Raw genomic sequence first — 22505 nt, forward strand, 5'->3', positions numbered from 1 at the left:
CCCGATCAGGCGGCGCGACCGTCGTCGATCTCCTCGTCCGCGGTCGAGGGCTGGGAGGTGGCGGTCGCCTTCCCCTCGCCGATCGGCCAGCCCTTCGGGCGCATGACCAGCCGCCGTGGCTCGTCGCGCTCCTCCACGACGGTCACGTCGTCGATGAGCACCGGCCACACGCCGAAGGAACGGTGCAGGCGGGCGCCCGGGGCGGCCCACGCCTCGTCGACCTCCCGCATCCGGGACGCGCCGACGACCCAGGAGGGGAAGATCCAGCCGTCGCCGAGCACCCGGAACACGTCCTCCGGGGTGCAGCGCAGCGTGCGGACGGTGACGGACATCACCGATGTCCTCGGCAGGGAGCAGTCATGGCCCCAGGATCCCGGGCCCCTTCGGCCTCGACCAGGCGCTGGACACGGGGTCGACGGAGCGCGACGGATGCGGCCCCGACGCCGAGAGCGTCTTGCTCATTCAGCGGAGCACCCCTCGTTGTTCACTGTCTCGGTGTGCGTCATGATCCATCGTCCGTCGATCTTCTCGAGGATGCCGAGGTGCTGAGCGAACGGGGTCAATTCCTCCGCGGCGATGCCCGAGGCGTCGCGGTCGACGGTGCGGTTCTCCGGACAGCCCGTCACCCCCGCGAAGTCGTCGTCCTCGATGCGGATGTCACTGAGGCCGATGCGGATGTCGCCGACGGTGCGCAAACCGTTCGCGCGGAGGTACGCCACGTACTCGCGTACCGCGTGTCGGCGGCCTGGCCGCGAGCGACTTCCCCAAGACGTTCCTCGTCAACCTCGACTCGGTGATAAGCGGGGAGGCGAAACGTCCAGTAGGCGATCCACGCATCCGCCACCGCCTGTTCCTCCGCGTCGTCCGCCGCAAACGAGCCGAGGTGCAGGTCGGCTCCCTCGTCGTCGAACGGACCTGCGCCTTTGACCGTCGTCGGAGGAGCTGCGGCCGGTGGTCCAGGGGGCGCAGAAGTCGCCGGGTCCTCCAAGGGAGACATGGTGGGCGAGGGCGGCGATGCGGGCGCGGCGGTGCACGCCGTCCCGCCGAACGCGAGGGCGACCGCAAGGCCGACCGCCAGGGCGACCAATCGCGTGCGCCTGCTCATGTCGCCTCCTCAGACCGTGAGCTTGCGCTTCAGAGCATCGACCGTCCCCGCGTCGAGGCCGAGGCCGTCGCGGAGATAGCCCTCGATCCCGCCGTATTGCGCGGTCATCGCCTCCAGGCCTGCGGCCAGGAACTCCTCCTGCACGCCGAGGAGGACCGCATAGGTGGCACCCATGTCCTCCCCGTACTGCTCGGCGAGGGATGCTCCCGTCTCGGCCATCCACGCGGCGTTGTACTCGTTGCTCGCCAGATAGTCGGCGGTGACGTCGGCCTCGTCGACACCGGCGGCGAGCTGGAGGACCGCGGAGAGCCAGCCTGCGCGGTCCTTTCCCGCGGTGCAGTGGAAGAGTACGGCACCGTCGGCCTCCGCGATGACCCGGATCGCGTCTCGGAAGGCCTCGCGTTGGTTCGCGTCCTCCACGAATGCGACGTTCGCCGACGCCAGCGCCTGCGCCGCGGCCTCGGGAGTGTCCACGTCGAACTGGCGCAACGGGTTGACGGCCGTGTCGCCTCGCCCCATCACGTCGACGTGGACCCATTCGACCCCCTGGGGGAGGACATCCTCGTGCCCCTCGATCTCCTCGTCGCTGCGGAGATCGATCACCGTCCGGACGTCGAGGTCGGCGATCCTTTCCATATCCTCGTCCGTGAGTCGGTCGAGTGCGTTCGACCGGTAGACGACCCCGTCCGCGAGCCGGGTGCCGCCTTCGAGCGAATACGTCGTGGCGGTGCCGGCGACGTCTCGGAAGTTCTGAGCGCCGGTGAGGCGCGGCGTCGTCAGCCGTGCGGGCTCCATGCCGGCAGCGCCGGTTGCAGCGGGGCGGTCCTCAGCCGGGGCGGCAACAGGATCATCGGGGGAACAGGCGGTGAGGAGGAGGCTCGCGGCCAATACCAGGACGGGTCGGAGGAGGAGTCCTCGGGTGCGGGAGGAGGTGCTCGGTGTCATGCACCCACACCGTAGGCTTTCGCCGTTCACCAAACAAGAGCTTGTTTGGTGAACGGCGTGAATGAACGCTTGCCATCCCTGATGCGAATTCAATTAGGTAAGGCTAACCTGAGTGCATGATCCCTACCGATCGTGATCGAGAGCACTACGTCCTCGCCGGCGTCGGCACCGACGTCCCGTTCCTCAACCGGCTGCTCAGTGCCCTTCCTCTGGACGGGTACGGGCAGGTGTTCATCGAGAGCACGGGGCCGATGACCCTGCGCGGCTGGCCTGGTCCGCCCGGGCTCATGCCGATCCAGGTGCGCCAGGACCTCGCTCCGGCACGTGACGGGCGGCTTCCGCGGCCCGGCGAGGTGCTGGCGGATGCGCTCGGGAGCTGGGCGGAGGAGTGGCTGCCCGAGCCCGGGACGCGTCGGCCCCTGCCGTTCACCCTGTGGATCGGGGCTGCGGGGCATCCCGCCGTGGACCGGCTGTGCGCTCGTCTCACGCGGGAGCATCCCTGGTTGCACCTGCATCACCCGACCGGCGCCACGGCCTCCGGGCGGTGACGACGGCACGGCACCGAGGTACCGTGAACGGGTGAACCGCACGGTCTCCTCGCGGCGCCCGACGGCGCTGGTCACGCTCGCGCTCGTGGCGGCCGCCAGCGGTCTGCTCGCGGGGTGCGTGCCGTCCGCCGGCGCCCCGGATCCCTCGTCGTCACCGATCGCCTCCCGCACAGCCACGCCCGATCCGTCGTCGTCGACGGGCCCCGGCCTCACCGCCACCCCGACGACTGCTCCCTCCGCGCAGGCGGGAGCGTCGCTGAGCGTCGCCGACAGCGCGTACGGGCGCGTGCCGGGCGAGCTGGGCTTCTTCTGGTACGTCGTCGTGATCGATAACCCGGAGGGCAAGGGGATCTATCCGGTCGCCGGCGTGCAGATCGACGCCCTGGACGCGGACGGCGAGGTCGTCGACTCGGCGACGCACCGCCGCACCATCCCCGAGGGGCGATCCGCCGTCGGCGGGTCGTTCACCCGTGTCGGCGATGCGGAGATCGCCGAGCTCCGGGTCACCCTGCCCGATCCCGACCGCGCCGTGGACGAGCCGGAACCGGTGACGGCATCGGTGGCCGTGAGCGACCTCGTCGCCCAGGCGCCGACCGGTGGGCGCACCGCCGTGTCCGGCATCCTCACCGGACCCTTCACCGATCCGGACCAGGCGATCACGGTCGTGGTGATCGCCCGGGACCCGGACGGCCGCATCATCGGTGCCGAGGTCGGTCATCCCGAGCCGCGCCAGACGGGCGAGACGCTCCCGTTCGACGTGCTGTTCCCCGAGGGGCTCCCCGAGGACACCGTGTACGAGGCCTACGCGGGCGCGCCCGACTGACTCGTCGCCCGTCGCCGACGGGCCGTCAGGCGGTCCGGACCGCTCCGCGGACGAGCTCGGCCGGAAGGGCCGTGGGGCGGCCGGAGGCGTACAGGTAGAGCTGGGTCGTGACGTAGGCCTTGATCGTGCTCATGAAGGCGAGGGCGCAGACGAGCACGAGGACGCCCAGCACCATGATGCAGACGCCCGCCACCTCGTTCACCGCGCCCATCGTGATCGCGCCGACGAAGACGAGGAGGATCGCCACGAGGAACGCCGGGAGCAGGATCAGGCCGAACCGCAGCGTCACCCGGACCGCGCTGCCCCAGGTCGTCTTCAACAACGTGGCCGACCGCTTCACGGCGGCGATGGGCCCGATGCCCTCCGACACGACGGACGGCAGGGCGAGGAAGGTGGCCGCGCTCCAGGCGAGGCCGCCCGCCGCGGAGAGGATGCTGGTGAAGACGTTGTTGCGGTCCCGGATCAGCGACAGCACGACGTTGACCGACGCGACGACGAACCCCCACTGCAGGAGCCGACCGAAGCGCCGGTTCGCCCCACCCAGCGCCTGACCGACGGAGGTGGGCTCGCCGGCCGCCTGCTGGAGCGCCGCGCTCACGACGGCCCCCTGGAAGTAGGTCACGGCGAGCGTCGCGGCCACGCCCCCCACGATCGCGGCGATGGTGAGCACGATCGTCCGGGTGTGGTCGTCGGGGACGGCGACGACGCCCGCGACGATCCCGGGGCCCGCGAAGAGGAGGAACAGGACCGTGCCGGCGATCCCGCCGAGCAGGGGGAGCGCGGCCACGCCCGGAACGGTCTTGAGGTGACGCCATGCCTCGCGCAGCAGCTGCCTGCCGGTCGGGGCGGCGGAGGGGCGGGCGTGGTCGTCGAGCGTCATGTGGTCTCCCCTGTGCGGTGGATCCGGCGGATCCGGCTGTTCCGGGCTCCGCGTGATGGGGTCGCGGCGGCTCGGCGCCTCTCGATTCAACCGGTGCCGCAGCCCACGACCCTCCGGAGCTACGTGCTTCCCCGTAACGCGTCGCGCCCGATCAGCTGAATGGTCATTCAACCTTCGATACGCTCTCTGCGTGGACAGCATCGAGACGTATGTGTCATCCCTTCCCCCGCAGCGCGCCGACCTGTTCCGGACATTGACGGCACGGGCATCGACGCTCGCGGCGGACCTCCCCGACATCCAGGACTTCGTCTTCGTCCCCGGGCACGCGCATCCGACCTGGGAGGACGGGCAGAACGTGCTGTGGCGGGCCGTCCAGCAGATGATGCTCGTCTCGCCCGCCGGCGACGACGAGCTCCCCGTCATCTGGGTGGGATACGACGTCGCGTCTCGGTTCACGAACAAGAGGGAGGCGCAGGGGTTCCTGGTCACCGATCGCCGGCTCATCGCCAAGGACAGCGTGGACCTCGTGTTCGGCAAGGGCGAGGCGCGGCAGTATCCGCTCTACGTCGGACCGAACGGCGTCGCGGGCACCGCCGGTGCGATCGCGTCGACCGCGATCGGCGACTACGACTGGGACACCGCCGGCTCCCTCGTCGACGAGGAGGACGCCGAGTGGTTCAGCCAGCTGCTCGTCGCCGTGATCACGATGACGCTGGAGACCCTCGGGAGCACGGGGGAGGAGGTCGCGGACGCCCCCGCCACGGCGGGAGACGTCCGCGGCAGGGTGAGCGAGCTCGGCCTCACCGGTGCGGTGAAGTACCCCGACGACCCGAAGCAGGCGAAGCACTTCGCGAAGTTCGCGAAGAAGATGCCGCTCGACGCGGGGGAGCGGATCCTCGCGTGCTTCAGCGCCAGCACGCTGGCGGGCCCGTACGGGCTCATGCTCACGGATCGCCACCTGCGCTCCCGTGACCTCGGCGAGGGTCCCGTCGTGACTCCGCGGTCCGAGGTCGACGCCGGCGCCGTGCACGCGGATCCCGAGAACGGGAGCCGGATCATCGCCGCGCCCGGTACGGTGCACCATCTCCCGGGACATCTGGGCGAGCGCGAGGCGGTCGCCGTCGTGACGCTCATCAAGGAGTGGGCCGAGGGCCGCGTCGACTGACGTCCGGAGGGGTGCACGGATCCTCGCGAGCTGCGGCGCTGCGCAGGGTCGGCGTCCGGGGGCGCTGAGACAGGACGCCCCGCCCCGGCGGGGTCGCCGGGGCGGGGCGTCGTCGCGTCTCGGATCAGGCGGTCTTGCGGAAATAGTCGTTGGATGCGGGGAGCCACATCAGCACGACGGCGACGAGGCCGATGACCACGGCGATGATGGTCCAGATCGACTGGTCGTTGAAGAGCACGAACAGCCCGAGGATCTCGAAGACGGTGATGAGGATGCGCGCCCAGTTCTTACCCGCCTTCATCTTCCACAGCACGATCAGCTGGATCACGGCGATGGCGAGCTGGCCGATAGAGATCCACAGCAGCGCGGTGCCGCCCGTCGCGACGGCCGCGTCTCCGGACGCCCCGCCGGCGGCGGCGATGAAGGAGCTCCCGGCCACCCCGATGATCGAGAGGGTGATGTCCAGCAGGGCTCCGAGGAGGAAGATCCAGAAGGCGACCTTGACGGTCGTGGGAATGGTCATGTCTGCTCCAGTCGAACAAAGGGCGCGACGGGGCGTCGCTGCGCTCAGAATCGCACACTGTGAATTCGCTGAAGTTCGGCATACGGGATTTCCCTGACTCCCGGGCGCGGGGGGTTCGTCGCCCAGACCTCCGATCAGCCCTCGTCTCCCTCAGCCGCGATCCGGTCGGCCTCGGCGCTGTCCACGAGCTCGTCGGCGGCGTCGGGATCGAGCGTCTCCCTGCCGTCCTCTTCCCGCAGCACAGCCTCCGGGATGCCCTCGTCGTCCGGGTCCTCCGGGACCAGGGGCACCATCGGGTTGTTCGTCATGATCGGTCTCCTCTCCGGTGAGGCGGGTCAGCGGTGATCCGCCTCGGGCGTTGCGGGCACGCTACGCCGCGACTCGACCCTCCGCGCCCGGATTGCCCCCGGTCGGTCCAGGTGCTAGGCACGCGGATGCGTCCCGCGTAGAGTGCCGACATGGGCGTGGTCGGGGCGATCGATTCCGCGGTCGTCGCCGCGGGCACCGCTCTCTGGCTGGACAGCCACGCGACGCCGCTCGCGTGGCTGGTCGCCGTGGGGGTCATCGTTCTCGGCGCATGGATCGCCCGGAGTACGGTGTCGGCGCCCGTCGCGCGCCACGGGACGGCGGCCTCGTCGCCGCCGGTCGATCCGGCGGCGGGGGCGGACGACGAGGAGCCGCCGCGGCACCCTGCGCTGCGCGTGCGGGGGCTGACGGCTCCGCGCGCGCCGGGGCGCGTTCTCGTGCGCGCCGTCGTCCTCCGCTGACTCCCGCCGCCCGCAAGCGGGTTCTCGCGGCCGTGATCACGGGCGCCTCTGCGACCCTGACCGCCGAGCCCGGAGTCTCGCCATGCCGTCCTTTCCCTCCTTCGTCGTCGCCATCCGTCCCCGCGCGGACCGTGCCCGCCGCCGCTGGCGGCTGATCCGCGCGCGGGCCTCGCGCCGACTGCGCCACCTCCTCCTCGTCCCGCTGGTCCGGGGCAGCACGGCGGTGTACTTCGCGGCAACCGCGCTCGTCGGATTCGAGGGCGTGGAGGTGATCTTCGGGACCTTCCTGCTCGCGCCGGAGTTCGTGCCCGTGGCGCTCGGCGTCCTCGCCATGATCTGGTTCCTCCGCTCGCGTGCCGACCGGATGAGGCGTCGCCTCCGCCTCGCCGTCCTGCGTCTGCGCCGGCGACGGGACCCACTCGGGCGCGGCGGGGGAGGCGCGGCCTTGCGCTCGTCCGGGCGTTGCCCCCAGACTGGCGTCGTCCGCGTCCGCCGACGAAGGAAGCAATGAACGCCACGAGACCGCACCGCGTCGTGGTCGTCGGCGGCGGCATCCTCGGCGCCTCGGTCGCCGCTCACCTGACCCGTCGGGGAATGGCGGTGACCCTCGTGACCTCCGGCGACCTCGCCGACGGTGCGTCGGGTCGATCGCTGTCGTGGCTGAACTCCTCGGGGGAGCGGTCGGAGGCGTATCACCGGCTGCGGCTGCTCGGCATCGATCGCTACCGGACCTGGGCCGCGCGGCATCCGGACAGCGCCGACCACCTCCGGTTCGACGGGGCGATCAAGTGGGCGAGACCGGGATCCAGCCTGCAGCCGACCTTCGCGCGGGAGCGCTCGCGGGGGTACGACGCGATCTGGGTCCCGAGGACGCGGATCGCCGAGCACGCCCCCGACGTCCGACCCGGCGCGGTCGCCGAGGAAGGGGCGATCGTCAATCCGGGGGAGGGATGGGTCGATCTCCCCCCGCTGGTCGCCGATCTCGTGGCCGAGGCCGTCGCCGGAGGGGCACGGCTCGTCTCCCGCACCGCGGTGCGGGCGGTGGCGACGGACGCCGGCGGCGTCGTCGGCGTGCACCTCGCGGACGGCGCGGCGATCCCCGCCGACCGTGTGGTCCTCGCCGCGGGAGCGGCCACGCCCGCCCTGCTCGCGACGGTCGGCGTCGCGCTGCCGGAGGCCACGGTCCCGTCGTGCATCGTGCACACCGCGCCGCTGGCTGAGCGCGTGCGGATGGTCATGAACACCCCGCGCGTGGCCGTCCGCCCCCTTCCCGACGGAGGCCTCGCGCTCGACTCGGGGTGGGCGGCGCGGACCGTGCGCCGCTCCGAGGACGGGACGTGGACGGTGCCCGCGGAGACCGTGACGGGGCTCCTCGACGAAGCGTCCCGCGTCCTCGCCCGGACGGAGAGGCTCCGGGCGAGGCGCGTCGCCGCCGGCCCGAAGCCCATCCCGGCGGACGGCGATCCAGTCGTGGGCGCGGTGCCCGTCGTGCCCGGCCTGTCGGTGCTGTTCACCCACTCGGGTGCCACGCTCGGGCTCATCCTCGGTGAGCTGCTCGCCGAGGAGATCGACACCGGGGCGGCCTCCCCGGTACTGGAACGGTTCCGGATCGACCGGTTCGACGGATTCGCCACCGCAGGGCCCGCCGCGGACGACGACGCCTGGACGCCGGTCGTCCCGGCCTGACGCCGTCTCCGCCGCGAGCCTGCCGGCCTGCGGGACTCCCCGACTCGCCGAGCCGAGCCGGGATCGTTGTCCTCGCCACTATTGACACCGTTCCCAATCTGCGTCAGAGTACCTGTGTGGGAACGTTCCACATTCTTGGCCCGCAGGGCGATCCGACGCAGAGAAAGCGATGGCGATGAGCGACTTGATCCCGGTTCCGGACGACTTCGAGGCGTGCGTGCAGCATGCGATCGACCAGGACGGCAAGGCGCGGTCCCTGGTGGCGCGCGCGGTCGAGCGCGGTGTCGAGCGCGTCTACCTCGTCGGTTGCGGCGGATCGCACTTCGGCACCTACCCCGCGTTCGACCTGCTCGACCGATACGCGCCCGGGCTGGTCACCCAGCGGATCACCAGCGCCGAGCTCACCTCCCGCGCTCCGGTGGGGCTGGACGAGAAGGCGCTCGTCGTCGCGGCCTCGCACTCCGGCAACACGCCCGAGACCGTCGCCGCCGCGGAGTTCGCGAAGGCGCGCGGCGCGCTCGTCGCGGGCATCTCCCGTCAGGGGGACAACGGGCTGTCGCGGATCGGTGACGTCCACCTCGACTATCCGGACACCATCTCGATCACCGAGCCCAAGCTCGTGCACAACGAGCAGATCGCGGCGGCTCTGCTGGAGGCGTACGGCGCGCCCGAGAAGGCCGCCGACCTCCGTGCCGGCATCCCGGCGCTGCCCGACGCGCTCCGCGCGGTGAAGGACGAGGTCGCGGACGCGGGGGAGCGCGTCGCCGACCTGCTCGCCGCCCCCGTCGCGCCCCTCAGCTACATCGTCGGCGGCGGGCCGGCGTACGGCATGGCGAAGATGATGGCCTGGTGCTACTTCCAGGAGATGAGCTGGATGAACTCCGCCGCCATCAACGCGGGGGACTTCTTCCACGGCCCGCTGGAGATGATCCTCGAGGACACCACCGTCGTGACCCTGGTGGCCGAGGACGACAGCCGCGCGCTCGGCGAGCGCGTCGTCCGCTTCGCCGAGGCGCGCACGCGCAACTCGGCAGCCGTCGACACGGCGGGCTTCAGCCTTCCGGGCATCCCCGCGGCGGCGCGTCCGGACCTGAGCGTCCTCGCCCTGATGAGCGCGGAGCGGCGCGTGCTCGACCATGTGGCCGCTCGGCGGGGGCACGACACCTCCCAGCGTCGTTACATGTACAAGATCGCCTACTGAGCGGGGCGGGAGCGACCGATGAGAGTCCTCGGTGCCGGTGACAACGTCGCCGATCGATACCTGCATCAGGCGATGATGTACCCGGGCGGGAACGCGGTGAACGTCGCGGTGTTCGCCGCCCGGCTCGGCGCGCGGGCCGGCTATCTCGGGGTCCTGGGGGACGACGCCGCGGGCCGCCAGATCCTGCGGGCCCTCGAGGCGGAGCACGTCGACACCGCCCTCACGCGGGTGGTCCACGCCCCCAACGCCACCGCGGACGTGGAACTGATCGGCAACGATCGCGTCTTCCTGCGCTCGGATCGGACGACGGCGCTGTTCGACCTGGACTCCGCGCAGCTGGAGGCCATGGCGGCGTTCGACGTCGTGCACTCGGGCTACGCGGGGCCGCTGCTCGATCGCATCCCGGAGATGGCGGCGCGGACGCGGGTCTCCTTCGACTTCGGCAGCCGATTCGACGAGGCGTCCGTCCTTCCGTACCTGCGGCACCTCCACCTCGCTAGCTTCTCGGGCGGCCACCTGGAGGAAGCCGAGGCGAGGGCGCTCGTGGCGCGCGCCCTCGACGCCGGCGCCGAGCATGCGCTCGTCACGATGGGGGCGGCGGGCGCGCTCCTCGGATCCGCCGAGGGCATCCGCCACCAGGAGGCGGACCGGGTGAATGTGCGAGACACTCTCGGAGCGGGAGACGCGTTCATCGCCGGAGTCCTCGTCGGACTGGGCACCGGCCGCAGCATCCGCTCGACGCTGGTCGCGGCGAGCGCCCATGCCGCCCAGGTGTGCCAGGTGAACGGCGCGTTCGAGCACGGCATCCCCTTCGACGCGGAGGCCGTGCGGCGCCTCCACTCGACCGATGACAGCAACGACGACCAGGAAGAAGCGGTGACGGCATGACCCTTCGCATCGGAGTGGACACGGGAGGAACCTTCACCGATGTCTGCGCGTTCGACGAGGAGACGGGACGCGTCCACGTGCGCAAGGTCTCGAGCACCCCGGACGACCCCGGCCGGGCCATCGTCCAGGGGGTCACGGAGATCCTCGATCAGATCGGCGGGCGCGAGATCGGCGAGGTGGGCTACTTCGCGCACGGGACGACCGTCGGCACCAACGCGCTGCTGACGGGGCGCGGCGCGCGCACCGGCCTCATCACGACCCGCGGGTTCCGCGATCTCCTGGAGCTTGGACGAGGGCGCCGGCCGAGCATGTACGACCCTCAGGCGGACAAGCCGACCCCGCAGGTTCCTCGGCACCTGCGGATGGAGGTCACCGAGCGGGTGCGGCACACCGGAGCGGTCGAGACGCCGCTCGACGAGGCCGACGTGCGCCGGGCCGTCCGGGAGCTGCGGGAGGCGGGGGTCGGCGCGATCGCCGTCTGCCTGCTCTACAGCTACCTCAACCCCGACCACGAGCGGCGCATCGGCGAGATCATCCGCGAGGAGATGCCGGACGTGTACGTCTCGCTCTCCTGCGACGTCCTTCCGGAGTTCCGCGAGTACGAGCGGCTGTCGACAGTGGTGACCAACTCGTACGTCGGTCCCGTGGTCGCGAACTACCTCGCCCGGCTCCGCGGCGTCCTCGCCGACCGAGGGCTGACGGCCGTGCCGCACGTGACGCAGAGCAACGGCGGCGTGATCCCGTTCTCGACCGCCGAGGCCCTCCCGGTGCGCCTGGTCCTGTCCGGGCCGAGCACCGGTGTCGTGGGCGCCGCGCAGATCTGCGCGGCCGCCGGCTTCGAGGACATCATCACCTTCGACATGGGCGGCACGTCCTCCGACATCTCCCTCGTTCAGGAGGGCCGGCCGAAGGTCACCGCCGGGATGGAGCTGGACGGGCGTCCCGTGCGCTCGCCGATGCTGGACATCCACACGGTCGGCGCCGGCGGCGGGTCCCTCGCGTGGATCGACAGCGGGAACCACCTGCGCGTGGGGCCGCAGAGCGCGGGGGCCTTCCCCGGTCCCGCGTGCTACGGCAACGGGACCGACGCGGCCGTCACCGACGCGAACGTCGTCCTTCGGATGCTCAACCCGGACTACCTGTTGAACGGCCAGATGAAGATCGACCGCGAGGCATCGGTGGCGGCCGTGGCCCGACTGGCCGAGCCGCTGGGACTCTCCGTCGAGGAGACCGCGCTCGGGATCCTGCGCGTCGTCACGGCGAACATGGCCAGGGCGATCCGCGTCGTCAGCGTCCAGCGGGGATACGACCCCCGCGCCTACGCCCTCGTCCCGTTCGGCGGCGCCGGTCCGCTGCACGCCTCGCGCCTCGCCCGTGAGCTGGGCATGAAGACCATGGTCGTCCCGGAGATCCCCGGCGCCCAGTCGGCGCTCGGCCTGCTCATGACCGATGTGAAGACGGACTTCATGCGGACCCACATCACCCGCGTCGACGAGTCCACGGCCGCGGACGTCGACGAGGTCTTCGACGAGCTCACCGAGCGCGCCGCGGCCTGGTTCGTCGAAGAGGAGGTGGAGGAGGCCGGGCGTACGCTGCGGCCCCGACTGGACCTCCGCTACCGCGGCCAGAACTTCGAGCTCGCGGTGGAGGTCCCCGCGGGGCACCGGTTCGCGCGCGACGGTGTCGACGCCGTGATCGAGCTGTTCCACGAGGCGCACGAGCGGGTGTACGGCTATCGCTCGGAGGACGCGACCGTGGAGGTCGTCACGTTCCGTCTTGAAGCGTCGGGCTCGGCGGCCCACGTGGACGTCCGACGCGACGAGATCCACGCCTCCGAGCCGGAGAAGGCGATCATCGGCACGCGCAGCACCTGCTTCGACCCCGCGGAGGGCTACGTCGACACCCCCGTGTACGACCGCGCGCGCCTGACCCCGGGCGACGTCGTCACGGGCCCCGCCATCGTGGAGCAGATGGACACCACGACGGTGCTGCTGCCGTCCGACGTCTGCCGCGTGGACGCCTATCGGAACCTCATCGTGGAGATCGGAGACCAGTCATGACCGCCATCGAGTTGGACGCGGTGCTCGTCGAGGTCGTGGGCTCAGCGCTCTCGACGATCGTCGAGGAGATGAGCGAGACCCTGGTGAAGGCGGCGTACTCGCCGAACATCAAGGAGCGCCGCGACTGCACGGCGAGCCTCTTCGACGCCGAGGGGCAGGCCATCGCCCAGGACGAAGGCGGCTCGCCGTTGCACCTGGGCTCGCTGATGGGGATCGTCGCCGCGCTGCGCGCGCAGTACCCGATGGAGCAGATCCGGCCCGGGGACGTCTTCATCGGCAACGACCCGTACACCGGCGGCGGATCGCATCTTCCCGACATCGTCCTCGCCACGCCGATCTTCGTCGGCGGGGAGCTGCGCGCCTGGGCGGCCACGCTGGCCCATCACGCGGACTTCGGCGACCGGGGGCACGCGCACATCTTCCAGGAGGCCATCCGGATCCCGCCCGTCCACCTCGTCCGGGAGGGCGTGCGGCAGGAGGAGCTGCTCCAGCTGATCCTGCTGAACTGCCAGGTGCCGGAGGAGCGCATCGCGGACCTGCGCGCGCAGGAGGCGGCGCTGCGGGTGGCCGTGACGCGCTACGGCGAACTGTGCGAGCGCCATGGCACCGAGGTCGTCCAGGCGATCGGCGCGGAGCTCCTGGACTACACCGAGCGACGCACCCGTGCGGCGATCGCGGAGTTCCCCGACGGGGAGTACTCCTTCGAGGACCGCTTCGACTGCCCGGAGCTCGACGACGAGCTGGTGCTCCGCGTGCGCATCGTCGTCAGCGGCGACCGGATGCTGTTCGACTTCGCCGGGAACCCTCCGCAGGTGCGGGCGAGCGTCAACGTCGTGTGGACCGGTCTCTACGCCGCGGTGTATTACACGATCAAGACGATGATCGATCCGGACATCGCGCCGAACGCGGGCCTGTACCGCCCGGTGACGATCGAGGCGCCGGAGAACTCGATCGTGAACTGCTCGGCCCCCGCCGCGGTCAACGGCCGCAGCGAGACCTGTCAGCGGATCGTGGACCTCATCCAGGGGGCCCTCGCGGAGGCCGTCCCGGAGCGCATCACGGCGGCGTCGAACGGCGCGAACACCGGCGTGCACTTCTCCGGCCACGACCCGGCACGGGGCCGGGACTTCGTCTACCTGGAGACGATCGGCGGCGGAAGCGGCGCCCGTCACAACAAGGACGGCCTCGACGGCGTCCAGGTCCACATGACCAACACCTCGAACCTCCCGGTGGAGAGCCTGGAGACCGAGTATCCGCTCATGGTGGAGGCCTACGAGTTCATCGAGGACTCCGGCGGCATCGGGGAGCACCGCGGCGGGATGGGGATCCGTCGGCGGATCCGGGCGGAGGCCGCGGACGTCCACTTCTGGCTGGACACGAGCCGCCAGCGCTCACAGCCGTGGGGCGTGTTCGGCGGGGGCCCCGGCGCCTCGGCCCGATGCGTGCTCAGCGAGGGCGCCCGCCCCATCGACCACGGATACACGGTGCTGCAGCCCGGGCAATGGGCCTCGATCGAGACCGCGGGCGCCGGCGGCTACGGGGACCCGTCTGCACGGGAGGAGCACGCGCTGAAGGCGGACGTCCGCGACGGCCGCGTTTCGGAGGCCACCGCGCGGCGCTATCGCGCCTGAACGATCCGTGTCACCGCGGGGCGGCGGAACCGCGCACCAGCAGCTCGGCAGCGAGCATCTGGCGCCGCGGCTCCGCCGTCCCGCCGCGGATCATGCCGACGAGGGTCGTGGTGGCGGTCGCCCCCAGGCGCTGTCGCGGCTGCTCGACCACGGAGACGGGCGGCTGCACCATCGTCGTCCAGTCCTGATCGTCGAAGCCGATCAGGGAGAGGTCCTCGGGGACGCGGAGTCCGCGGGAGCGGATGCCCCGATAGGCGCCCGAGCTCAGCACCGCGTCGGTGGCGTGGAGGGCCGTGACGTCGGGGGAGCGGTCGAGGAAGGCCTCGACCGCCTCCTGGGCGAGCTCCGTGGTGTAGCCGGAGCGGATGATCAGGTCCTCGTCGATGGCGATCCCGGCCTGGCGCAGCGCCCGGAGATAGCCGATCAGGCGTTGCGCGGACGGACGCAGCAGCGACACGTCGGAGCCCTGGCCCGGACCCTCGGTGAAGGCCTCCAGGGTGGAGTGCACCTGGACCGCCTCGGTCAGCAGAGCGATCCGGCGATGCCCCAGCTCGATGAGCGAGCGGACAGCCTGCTCCGTGGCGTCGACGTGGTCGATCGAGACGAGCGGCAGCTCCTCCAGCCCGGGCATCCGGCGGTCGAGGAGGACGATGGGCATGCCCTCGTTCTGCAGCCGGATCAGCGCCGAGGGCTCGGGCTGGAACACCGGTGCGATGACGATGCCGTCGACACGCTGCTCGGCCAGCAGCTCCAGCGACCGCGCCTCGATGTCGGCGTCGTTGTCGGTGTTGCTCACCAGGACCTCGAATCCTGCCGCTCGGGCCGTGTCGGTGAGTCCTCGCAGGACCGCGGAGAAGAACGGGATCGCCACGTCCGGCACGACGATGCCGATCGTGTTCGTGGCGCCGGACTTCATGGCCCTGGCCAACTGGTTGGGCCGGTAGCCCAGGCGATCCGCGGCCTCGAGGACCTTCTTCCGGGTGACGTCGCTCGCCGATCCGTTCTGCGCGAGCACGCGTGCGGCCGCCGACTTCGACACCCCCGCGGCCCGGGCGACGTCGATGATCGTCACTGCTCCGTGCGCCATGCGTGGTTCCCCCTCGGTCGATCGCATCGTAGCGGACGGGATCGCGCCGGCCCGGCCGCAGATCACCGCACGGTAAATCTTCCCCCATGATATTGACATCGTTCCCAACGTGCGTCAGAGTGGGACGGAAGCCGGTAGGGAACGTTCCCAAACCGGTTCGGATTCTCGCAGTTCTCCCAACGACGAAGACAGGAGGAGGAGGTTCACCGCAGAACCGGGCAGGACGCCTCGGAGCACCCGAACGGCTCGAGGCGACCGTGCCAGGAGCTCGGCATCGCCGCCGAGGACGACGCTCTTCCTCACGCCCCACGGGGCCCTCAAGGACGGAATCACAGCTATGGACAGTCTCATCACCCGACGGCTCGCCGCAGGCCGGTCCCGGCGCGGCGCGCGCCTGATCGCCCTCGCCGGCGTCGCCACCATGACCGCCACCCTGGGGCTCGCCGGTTGCGCGAGCGATCAGGGCGCGGCGGCCGGCGGCGGGGAGGCGGCCGCCGATCAGACCCTCTCGATCGGATTCTCGGCCGAGCCCCCCGGCTTCAAGACCGGTGTCGACCAGGGCTCGGCGAACCGGCAGCTCATCACGCTCGTGCGTCGAGGTCTCCTCTCCTACGCGCCCGACGGCGCGGTCGTGCCGGCCCTGGCGTCGGACTACGAAGTCAGCGACGACGGGCTGACGTACACCTTCACGCTCCGGGACGGACTGGCCTTCTCCACCGGCGAGGAGCTGACCTCGGAGGACGTCAAGCGGACGTTCGAGTTCCTGGCCGTGCCGGAGAACGGCGCCGCCGACCAGACCTCCTTCGCGAACATCGCCGCGATCGACACCCCCGACGACACCACCGTCGTGCTCCGTCTGACGGAGCCGCAGACGGCTCTGCCCAAGGTCATCGCGAACCCGCTCAACGCGATCGTGCCGGAGGAGGCCGTCGCCGCCGACGGGACGCCGATCGGGGCCGGGCCGTTCATGGTGACCGAGTACAAGAAGGGCGTCTCCTACACGCTGGAGGCGGACCCGAACTACTACGACGCCGATGCGGTGCAGCTGGACGAGATCGACATGACGTTCATGGCCGACGCGCAGACGCGGGTCAAGGCGCTCGTCAGCGGTCAGGTGCAGTTCATCGACTACGTCCCCGCCGCCGACTACGCGACGCTCGAGAACGCGAACGGCATCACCCTCGACACGGCGCACGGTCTGTACGGGGCTCTCCAGTTCAACCTCACCGAGGGGCCGCTGGCGGTGCCGCAGGTCAGGCAGGCCATCGCGTACGCGCTCGATCTGGAGGCGCTGAACGAGGTCGGGACGCTCGGCTACGGAACCTCCAACGGCGGTCTGCCGATCCCGGAGGACAGCGAGTACTTCGACAAGGAGCAGGCGTCCCACTTCGCCCAGGACGTCGACAAGGCGAAGGATCTGCTCGCTCAGGGCGGGTACCCCGACGGCGGGTTCAGCCTCACCCTGCTCACCAACTCGCAGTACTTCGGCTACAGCGAGCGCGCACAGGTCATCAAGAGCGATCTGGAGGAGATCGGCATCACGGTCGAGATCGAGACCGGCGACTACGCCAACCAGATCGCCAAGGGCAACAGCGGGTCCTACGACCTGATGATCGGCGGCCCGCCCGCCGCCATCAACGACCCGTCGGCGCTCACCGGCGCGTTCATCGGCGGACCGACGTTCGTTCGCAGCTTCGGCATCGACCAGAACCTCTACGCCGCGCTGCTGGACGAGGGCGCGAAGACCCCGGACGGCCCGGAGCGCGAGGCGATCTACCGTGAGATCGGGGAGATCTACCTCGAGGACGTGCCCTTCGTGACGTGGGGCCAGGGCGCCGCCGCCTACGCGTACTCGGACGCCCTGGAGGGCTTCGAGATGCTCAGCGGGCCGATCGTCTACTCCTCGATGTACAGCCTGGCCGGGGCACGTCTCACGAACTGAGTCGCGCCGCCACGGCGCCCCGGGATCGGATGGGTTCTCAATGATTCGCTACATACTGCTTCGGCTCGGACTCGGTGTCGTCACCGTCTGGGGCGTCGTGACGGCCGTCTTCCTGGCGCTGCACGCCGTTCCGGGCGGGCCGGCGGCGATCATCCTCCAGGGAGGCGCCGGCGGCGGGGACGTCAACCCCGCCGCCGTCGCGGCCCTGGAGAAGGAGCTGGGGCTGGATCGCCCGCTGTTGGTGCAGTACGTGACGTATCTGGCGGACCTGGTCCGGGGCGACCTCGGAGACTCGATCAAGTACTCGGCGCCGGTGACGGAGATCATCGCCGCTCCGCTGGGCAACACCGTGGTCCTCGTGATCATGGCGCTGGTGATCGGCGGTGCGGTGGGCATCGCGTTCGGGGTGCTCTCGGGCAACTGGCCGGGCAGCGTCCTGGACCGGGTCCTGTCCGGGCTCATCTCGGTCGCGGTGTCCACGCCGGGCTTCGTGATCGCGATCTTCCTGTCCCTCGTCGTCGGCCTCGGCCTCGGCTGGTTCCCCTCCCTCGGGTATCGCGCGCCCGAGGACGGCATCGGGCCGTTCCTGTACCACGCCTTCCTACCGAGCCTGGCGCTGTCGTTCGGCTTCCTCGCGATCGTCGGCCGTGTGACGAGGACGTCGATCCTGTCGGTTCGGCGGGAGGACTGGGTGCGCACGGCCAGGGGGGTGGGGCTTGCTCCGGGGCGAGTGTTCCGACGTCACGTCTTCCGCAATGCGCTGAACCCCGTGGTGACCGTCGCCGGCCTGCAGCTCGGCGGCCTCCTGGGCGCCACGGTCCTCATCGAGCAGGTGTTCAACTGGCCGGGCATCGGCGGAACCCTGCTGAACGCCATCAACGGGCGGGACTATCCGCTGGTGCAGGGGATCGTGATCCTCTTCGCCGTCGTGTTCATCCTGACGAACCTGCTCGTGGACCTCCTGTACCGATTCCTCGACCCCCGAGTGGAGGGGTGACCCCGATGAAGACCGCCGTCCGTTCCCTGTGGAGAAGGTCCAGTCCCGGACTCTTCGTGACGAGCTGCGTGATGCTGCTCGTCGTCCTGTTCATCTTCGTCTACCCGATCCTCAGCCCGGTGAACCCGCTCGCGCAGGACGTGGCCAACGCATTCGCGCCGGTGGGATCCCCGGGGCATCCGCTCGGAACCGACAATCTCGGCCGCGACACCTTCGCCCGTCTCGTCGTCGGGCTGCGCACGGAGATCATCGTCTGCGCGTCGGGGACCCTTCTCGCCGCCCTCCTCGGCACGCTGATCGGCATCCTGGCCGCGTACTTCCGCGGACTCGCCGACCTCCTGCTGATGCGGACGGTCGACATCGTCCTCGCCTTCCCCAACCTCGTCTTCGCGATGCTGATCGTGTCCCTGTACGGGGCCAGCGACCTCACCGTGGTGGCGGTGTGCACGATCGCCTTCTTCCCGAGCTTCGCGCGGCTGACCTACGGCGAGGTGCTGTCGCTGCGCCAGGCGCTGTACGTGGAGTCGGCGGAGCTGTTCGGCGGGACCCGCTGGCAGATCATCCGCGGACCGCTGCTGCGGGGCGTGGGGCCGCTCGTGCTCGCGCAGGGGTTCCTCACCCTCGCGTTCGCCGTCGGCCTGGAGTCGGGCCTGAGCTTCCTCGGACTCGGGATCACCCCGCCGCGTCCGTCGCTCGGCCTCATGATCGCGACCGGACAGCAGTACTTCATGCAGAGCCCGTGGCAGCTCCTGATCCCGAGCATCGTCCTCGTCGCGCTGCTGGTCTCGCTGGGGTACGTCGCGGACTGGGTCCGCGACCTGCTCGACCCGCGGGGCGTCACGCGCCGCCGCCGGACCGGGCGATCGCCGCTGGGGCAGGGAGGCACCGGCACGCCGGTCGGACAGGGGGTCAACGCATGAACGCACAGGACGACATCCTGCTGGAGGTCTCGGACCTGGAGATCGCCGTCGACGGCACGCCGATCGTGCACGGCGTCTCCTTCACCGTGGCGCGGGGTCAGGTCGTGGCCCTGGTGGGCGAGTCCGGCGCCGGCAAGTCGATGACGGCCATGGCCGTCCCCGCCCTCCTTCCGCCCGGGATCTCGCGGGCCGGATCGATCCGCTTCGACGGGGTCGAGCTCATCGGGGCCACGGAGGCGGAGATGCGCCGGCGCCGGGGAGCGGAGATCGCCTGCGTGTACCAGGAGCCGATGACCGCGCTGAACCCGCTCCACACCGTCGGCGACTTCCTGTCCGAGGCCATCGGCGCGCATGAGGGCCACGGCCGTGGGCGCCGACGTGAGCCGCAGGAGCTGCTGGACCTCGTCGGCCTGGGCGGTCACGACGACCTGCTGCGCCGCTACCCGCATCAGCTCTCCGGCGGGCAGCGGCAGCGGATCATGGCGGCCGGCGCCGTGGCATGGGAGCCCAAGCTCCTGATCGCGGACGAGCCGACCACCGCCCTCGACGTCACCACCCAGCGGAACCTCCTGTCGATGTTCCGTGAGCTCGTGCAGCGGGAGCGCATGGGCATGGTCTTCGTCACCCACGACATGGGGGTCGTCGCCGACATCGCCGATGCCGTGGTGGTCATGCGGCACGGCCGCGTCGTCGAGGCGGGTGACGTGTTCTCGATCTTCGAGAACCCCCAGCACGAGTACACCCGTTCGCTGCTCGCCGCCGCGCGCGTGCTGCACGGCGCGGAGAGCGCCGAGGCGACGCCGCCCGAGGGGGAGTCCGAAGACGCGGCGGACCGCGGCCCCGCGATCGAGGTGCGCGATCTCGTCGTGGAGTACCGGCGGCGGGGTCTGCGCGACCCGCATGCCGGGGGAGGACGCGGCGCCGCCGTCCAGTCCGCTCGCCTGACGGTGGCGCGGGGGGAGACGCTCGGCATCGTCGGGGAGTCGGGATCCGGCAAGTCCACGATCGCCCGGGCGATCCTGGGCCTCGCCCCCGTGACCGGCGGGTCGGTCACGCTGGCGGGCACGGAGCTGGTCGGGCTGCGGGGACGGCGGCGGCGCAAGGCGCTCTCGCGACTGGGCGTCGTGTTCCAGGATCCGACCTCGTCGCTCGATCCCAGCCTCCCGCTGTGGCGGGTGGTGACCGAGCCCCTGTGGCGCAGCGGCGCGGAGCGCGACGCACGTGAGCTGCGTCGCCGCGCGAGGGACCTGCTCGCCGACGTCGACCTCGACCCGGACTGGATCGATCGGCGCCGTCACGAGCTCTCCGGCGGGCAGCGGCAGAGGGTCGCCATCGCGAGGGCGGTCTCCCACCGGCCGGACGTGCTCATCGCCGATGAGCCGACCTCGGCGCTGGACGTCACCGTGCAGGTGACCGTGCTGGAACTGCTCGCGCGTCTCCAGCGGGAGCACGACTTCGCCTGCATCTTCATCAGCCACGACCTGTACGTCGTCTCGACGATCTCGGACCGCGTGCTCGTCATGAAGGACGGCAGGGTGGTCGAGGACGGTCCCACCGCGGACGTCATCCACGATCCCGAGAACGAGTACACGCGCACGCTGCTCGGCGCGATCCCCGTGCCGGACCCGGCGGTCCAGCGCGCGCGCCGGGAAGCGGGCGACCCGCGATGATCGTCCGGACGTGCGGGCACGAGGAGGAGTCATGAGAGCCGAGTACGCGACGCCCGGTCGGTTCGGGGCCAAGCAGGTGGCGACCGGCTCCGTCGGGATGGTCGTCAGTTCCGAGCCGATCGCGGTGGAGGCCGGGGCGGCGGTGCTCCGGGACGGCGGCAACGCCCTCGACGCCGCGCTCGCCGTCGCGGCGACGCAGCTCGTCACCGAGCCGCACATGACGGCGATCACCGGCGGGGTCTCCCTCGTCTACCGCGAGGCGTCGACCGGGGTCGCCGCCTACTTGTCGGGCAACGTCAACGCGCCGCTCGCCCCCCTGCCGGACTTCGGAGGAGCCGACCTCACCCGCGCCCGGGGCGTGCCCGTTCCCGGATGGTGGCCGGCCTTCACCGCCGCGCACGAGCGGTTCGGGACGATGCCCGTGGCCCGCCTGCTCGCCCCGGCCATCGACGTCGCCCGCGAGGGATTCGCGGTCTCGCCCTACCTGTTCGGCGAGATGTACAACGCCCGGCAGAACCTGGGCCGGGATCCGCAGGCGCGGGAGATGTACTTCCGGGACGGATCGCTCATCGGTCCGGGGCAGGAGCTGCGGCAGGAGCGCATGGCGCGGACCCTGGAGCGGCTGCGTGACGAGGGCATGGACTACTACCTGGGCGACTTCGCCCGCGCGTTCTGCGCGGCGAGCGACGCCGACGGGGGCGTGATCACCCCCGAGGACTTCCACGCGTACGAGCCGGAGTGGGCGGACCCGGTCCGCGGGACATACCGGGGATTCGAGATCGTCGGCTCGGCTCCGCCGGATGACGGCGGCCTCCAGCTGGTCGAGGCGTTCAACATCCTGGAGAACCTCGACCTCGCCGCGCTCGGCCCGGCCAGCGCCTCGCCCGAGACGCTCTCCGCGCTCATCGCCGCCCACAACGCGGTGTATTACGCCGCCCCGCGGGAGCGGCGGTTCCGCGACGACGCGCGGGTCATGGACGTGCTGCTGTCCAAGGAGTACGGCAGGCAGCGCTTCGCCCTCCTCGACACCCTCGCGGGTCCCGCGGGGACGGCGCCGCCGACCCCCGGGACGATCCACCTCTCGGTCATCGACGCGGCGCACAACGTGGCCACTCTGACCCACTCCCACATGGCGTCGCCCTGGGTGAACGGCCTCTTCGCCGAGGGCTTCCAGCTCGCCGGCGGCGGATCCTTCTTCCAGCGGGTCATGCCGCAGCCCGGTGAGCGCGCCACGATCTACCTCGCGCCCAGCATGGTGCTGCGCGACGGCGCCCCGGTGATCGTCGCAGGGTCTCCGTCCGTGTCCCTGGTCGCCTGCGTGCTGCAGAACCTCGTCAACCTGATGGACTTCGGAATGCCGATCGAGCAGAGCGTCGCCGAGCCGAGGTTCGGCGCCCGCCCGCACGAGCCCGCGCGAGGCTGGGTTCCCGGGACCACCCTGGAGTCCGGCTTCCCGGACGCGATCCTGCGGGACATCCGTCGATGGGCTGGTCGGAACCGGCTGTGGACGCGCGAGATCGGTCCCTGGAACTCCATGACGGGGAACTTCGACGGCATCACCGTCGACCCCGTCACGGGAGAGATGCGCTCCTGCGGGGATCCGCGCCGCATGGGCGTGGCCGTCGCCGTCTGAGCGCGACCGGGCAGCGCTCCGCCCCGACCCGGTC

22 protein-coding genes are annotated in these 22505 nt (G+C 71.1%); 15 read left to right on the top strand and 7 right to left on the bottom strand.

Going from position 1 to position 22505, the window contains the following annotated elements; translation table 11 throughout:
- Positions 1-5: 5 nt before the first annotated feature.
- The 3 genes from V6R91_RS10010 to V6R91_RS10020 all read right to left on the bottom strand — a co-directional run bounded on the left by V6R91_RS10010 (position 6) and on the right by V6R91_RS10020 (position 1900).
- On the bottom strand, positions 6-332 hold the full coding sequence (locus V6R91_RS10010) for an SRPBCC family protein (RefSeq protein WP_336395323.1): 327 nt from the start codon (positions 330-332) through the stop codon (positions 6-8).
- Positions 333-458: 126 nt separating this feature from the next.
- A complete protein-coding gene (locus V6R91_RS10015) occupies positions 459-719 on the bottom strand; it encodes a hypothetical protein (protein ID WP_336395324.1) in 261 nt (86 codons plus the stop codon).
- A 395-nt stretch (positions 720-1114) separates the two neighbouring features.
- On the bottom strand, positions 1115-1900 hold the full coding sequence (locus V6R91_RS10020; protein WP_336395325.1) for a tyrosine-protein phosphatase: 786 nt from the start codon (positions 1898-1900) through the stop codon (positions 1115-1117).
- 266 nt (positions 1901-2166) lie between these two features.
- Between V6R91_RS10020 and V6R91_RS10025 the strand changes: the two genes are divergently transcribed.
- Positions 2167-2598: a hypothetical protein gene (locus V6R91_RS10025; protein ID WP_336395326.1), complete on the top strand. Its 432-nt coding sequence runs from the start codon at positions 2167-2169 to the stop codon at positions 2596-2598.
- 31 nt (positions 2599-2629) lie between these two features.
- The gene (locus V6R91_RS10030) at positions 2630-3421 is read left to right on the top strand and encodes a hypothetical protein (protein ID WP_336395327.1); all 792 of its coding nucleotides are present in this window, start codon (positions 2630-2632) and stop codon (positions 3419-3421) included.
- 25 nt (positions 3422-3446) lie between these two features.
- On the opposite strand, the gene V6R91_RS10035 is transcribed toward V6R91_RS10030, so the two are convergent.
- Positions 3447-4301 carry a DUF6159 family protein gene (locus tag V6R91_RS10035; RefSeq protein WP_271060430.1) on the bottom strand — a complete coding sequence of 285 codons (855 nt, stop codon included), beginning with the start codon at positions 4299-4301 and terminating at the stop codon, positions 3447-3449.
- 190 nt (positions 4302-4491) lie between these two features.
- On the opposite strand from V6R91_RS10035, the gene V6R91_RS10040 reads away from it, so the two are divergent.
- On the top strand, positions 4492-5466 hold the full coding sequence (locus V6R91_RS10040) for a hypothetical protein (RefSeq protein WP_336395328.1): 975 nt from the start codon (positions 4492-4494) through the stop codon (positions 5464-5466).
- Between the two features lie 124 nt (positions 5467-5590).
- Here the strand turns inward: V6R91_RS10040 and V6R91_RS10045 are convergent, their stop codons facing one another.
- Both V6R91_RS10045 and V6R91_RS10050 read right to left on the bottom strand, forming a co-directional pair.
- Positions 5591-5989, bottom strand: coding sequence for a hypothetical protein (locus V6R91_RS10045; RefSeq protein ID WP_271063101.1), 399 nt, complete (start codon positions 5987-5989; stop codon positions 5591-5593).
- Positions 5990-6123: 134 nt separating this feature from the next.
- Positions 6124-6297: a hypothetical protein gene (locus V6R91_RS10050; RefSeq protein ID WP_336395329.1), complete on the bottom strand. Its 174-nt coding sequence runs from the start codon at positions 6295-6297 to the stop codon at positions 6124-6126.
- Positions 6298-6447: 150 nt separating this feature from the next.
- Here V6R91_RS10050 and V6R91_RS10055 point away from each other — a divergent pair, with 150 nt between their 5' ends.
- The 7 genes from V6R91_RS10055 to V6R91_RS10085 all read left to right on the top strand — a co-directional run bounded on the left by V6R91_RS10055 (position 6448) and on the right by V6R91_RS10085 (position 14222).
- The gene (locus V6R91_RS10055) at positions 6448-6756 is read left to right on the top strand and encodes a hypothetical protein (protein ID WP_271063103.1); all 309 of its coding nucleotides are present in this window, start codon (positions 6448-6450) and stop codon (positions 6754-6756) included.
- Between the two features lie 82 nt (positions 6757-6838).
- Positions 6839-7267, top strand: a complete 429-nt coding sequence (locus V6R91_RS10060) for a hypothetical protein (protein WP_336395330.1) — start codon at positions 6839-6841, stop codon at positions 7265-7267.
- Positions 7264-8442: an NAD(P)/FAD-dependent oxidoreductase gene (locus V6R91_RS10065; protein ID WP_336395331.1), complete on the top strand. Its 1179-nt coding sequence runs from the start codon at positions 7264-7266 to the stop codon at positions 8440-8442. Before V6R91_RS10060 ends, V6R91_RS10065 begins: the two co-directional genes overlap by 4 nt.
- Positions 8443-8617: 175 nt before the next feature.
- The gene (locus V6R91_RS10070; protein WP_336395332.1) at positions 8618-9643 is read left to right on the top strand and encodes an SIS domain-containing protein; all 1026 of its coding nucleotides are present in this window, start codon (positions 8618-8620) and stop codon (positions 9641-9643) included.
- Between the two features lie 18 nt (positions 9644-9661).
- Entirely contained in the window at positions 9662-10531 is an 870-nt protein-coding gene (locus tag V6R91_RS10075) for a PfkB family carbohydrate kinase (protein ID WP_271060532.1), read from the top strand.
- Complete coding sequence (locus V6R91_RS10080; RefSeq protein WP_271060533.1) at positions 10528-12591, top strand: hydantoinase/oxoprolinase family protein; 2064 nt, start codon at positions 10528-10530, stop codon at positions 12589-12591. The genes V6R91_RS10075 and V6R91_RS10080 overlap by 4 nt, the downstream gene beginning before the upstream one ends.
- Complete coding sequence (locus V6R91_RS10085; RefSeq protein ID WP_336395333.1) at positions 12588-14222, top strand: hydantoinase B/oxoprolinase family protein; 1635 nt, start codon at positions 12588-12590, stop codon at positions 14220-14222. Before V6R91_RS10080 ends, V6R91_RS10085 begins: the two co-directional genes overlap by 4 nt.
- 10 nt (positions 14223-14232) lie before the next feature.
- Here V6R91_RS10085 and V6R91_RS10090 read toward each other — a convergent pair whose 3' ends face one another.
- On the bottom strand, positions 14233-15309 hold the full coding sequence (locus tag V6R91_RS10090) for a LacI family DNA-binding transcriptional regulator (RefSeq protein WP_271060534.1): 1077 nt from the start codon (positions 15307-15309) through the stop codon (positions 14233-14235).
- Between the two features lie 337 nt (positions 15310-15646).
- Here V6R91_RS10090 and V6R91_RS10095 point away from each other — a divergent pair, with 337 nt between their 5' ends.
- The 5 genes from V6R91_RS10095 to V6R91_RS10115 are packed head-to-tail and all read left to right on the top strand — an operon-like array spanning position 15647 to position 22471.
- Positions 15647-17251 (top strand): ABC transporter substrate-binding protein, encoded by a 1605-nt coding sequence (locus V6R91_RS10095; protein ID WP_336395334.1) that lies wholly within the window; start codon positions 15647-15649, stop codon positions 17249-17251.
- A 40-nt stretch (positions 17252-17291) separates the two neighbouring features.
- Positions 17292-18248 carry an ABC transporter permease gene (locus tag V6R91_RS10100; protein WP_336395335.1) on the top strand — a complete coding sequence of 319 codons (957 nt, stop codon included), beginning with the start codon at positions 17292-17294 and terminating at the stop codon, positions 18246-18248.
- A gap of 5 nt (positions 18249-18253) precedes the next feature.
- Entirely contained in the window at positions 18254-19168 is a 915-nt protein-coding gene (locus V6R91_RS10105) for an ABC transporter permease (RefSeq protein WP_271060537.1), read from the top strand.
- Complete coding sequence (locus V6R91_RS10110) at positions 19165-20838, top strand: ABC transporter ATP-binding protein (RefSeq protein WP_271060538.1); 1674 nt, start codon at positions 19165-19167, stop codon at positions 20836-20838. The genes V6R91_RS10105 and V6R91_RS10110 overlap by 4 nt, the downstream gene beginning before the upstream one ends.
- A 31-nt stretch (positions 20839-20869) precedes the next feature.
- A complete protein-coding gene (locus V6R91_RS10115; RefSeq protein WP_336395336.1) occupies positions 20870-22471 on the top strand; it encodes a gamma-glutamyltransferase in 1602 nt (533 codons plus the stop codon).
- Positions 22472-22505 lie beyond the last annotated feature (34 nt).

Source organism: Microbacterium sp. CCNWLW41 (assembly GCF_037083505.1).

Bases quoted from the DNA above. Each gene is read 5' to 3' on its own strand.
- V6R91_RS10010 (WP_336395323.1), bottom strand. From the start codon at position 332: ATGTCCGTCACCGTCCGCACGCTGCGCTGCACCCCGGAGGACGTGTTC.
- V6R91_RS10020 (WP_336395325.1), bottom strand. From the start codon at position 1,900: ATGGAGCCCGCACGGCTGACGACGCCGCGCCTCACCGGCGCTCAGAAC.
- V6R91_RS10025 (WP_336395326.1), top strand. From the start codon at position 2,167: ATGATCCCTACCGATCGTGATCGAGAGCACTACGTCCTCGCCGGCGTC.
- V6R91_RS10035 (WP_271060430.1), bottom strand. From the start codon at position 4,301: ATGACGCTCGACGACCACGCCCGCCCCTCCGCCGCCCCGACCGGCAGG.
- V6R91_RS10045 (WP_271063101.1), bottom strand. From the start codon at position 5,989: ATGACCATTCCCACGACCGTCAAGGTCGCCTTCTGGATCTTCCTCCTC.
- V6R91_RS10050 (WP_336395329.1), bottom strand. From the start codon at position 6,297: ATGACGAACAACCCGATGGTGCCCCTGGTCCCGGAGGACCCGGACGAC.
- V6R91_RS10055 (WP_271063103.1), top strand. From the start codon at position 6,448: ATGGGCGTGGTCGGGGCGATCGATTCCGCGGTCGTCGCCGCGGGCACC.
- V6R91_RS10060 (WP_336395330.1), top strand. From the start codon at position 6,839: ATGCCGTCCTTTCCCTCCTTCGTCGTCGCCATCCGTCCCCGCGCGGAC.
- V6R91_RS10065 (WP_336395331.1), top strand. From the start codon at position 7,264: ATGAACGCCACGAGACCGCACCGCGTCGTGGTCGTCGGCGGCGGCATC.
- V6R91_RS10070 (WP_336395332.1), top strand. From the start codon at position 8,618: ATGAGCGACTTGATCCCGGTTCCGGACGACTTCGAGGCGTGCGTGCAG.
- V6R91_RS10075 (WP_271060532.1), top strand. From the start codon at position 9,662: ATGAGAGTCCTCGGTGCCGGTGACAACGTCGCCGATCGATACCTGCAT.
- V6R91_RS10080 (WP_271060533.1), top strand. From the start codon at position 10,528: ATGACCCTTCGCATCGGAGTGGACACGGGAGGAACCTTCACCGATGTC.
- V6R91_RS10085 (WP_336395333.1), top strand. From the start codon at position 12,588: ATGACCGCCATCGAGTTGGACGCGGTGCTCGTCGAGGTCGTGGGCTCA.
- V6R91_RS10090 (WP_271060534.1), bottom strand. From the start codon at position 15,309: ATGGCGCACGGAGCAGTGACGATCATCGACGTCGCCCGGGCCGCGGGG.
- V6R91_RS10095 (WP_336395334.1), top strand. From the start codon at position 15,647: ATGGACAGTCTCATCACCCGACGGCTCGCCGCAGGCCGGTCCCGGCGC.
- V6R91_RS10100 (WP_336395335.1), top strand. From the start codon at position 17,292: ATGATTCGCTACATACTGCTTCGGCTCGGACTCGGTGTCGTCACCGTC.
- V6R91_RS10105 (WP_271060537.1), top strand. From the start codon at position 18,254: ATGAAGACCGCCGTCCGTTCCCTGTGGAGAAGGTCCAGTCCCGGACTC.
- V6R91_RS10110 (WP_271060538.1), top strand. From the start codon at position 19,165: ATGAACGCACAGGACGACATCCTGCTGGAGGTCTCGGACCTGGAGATC.
- V6R91_RS10115 (WP_336395336.1), top strand. From the start codon at position 20,870: ATGAGAGCCGAGTACGCGACGCCCGGTCGGTTCGGGGCCAAGCAGGTG.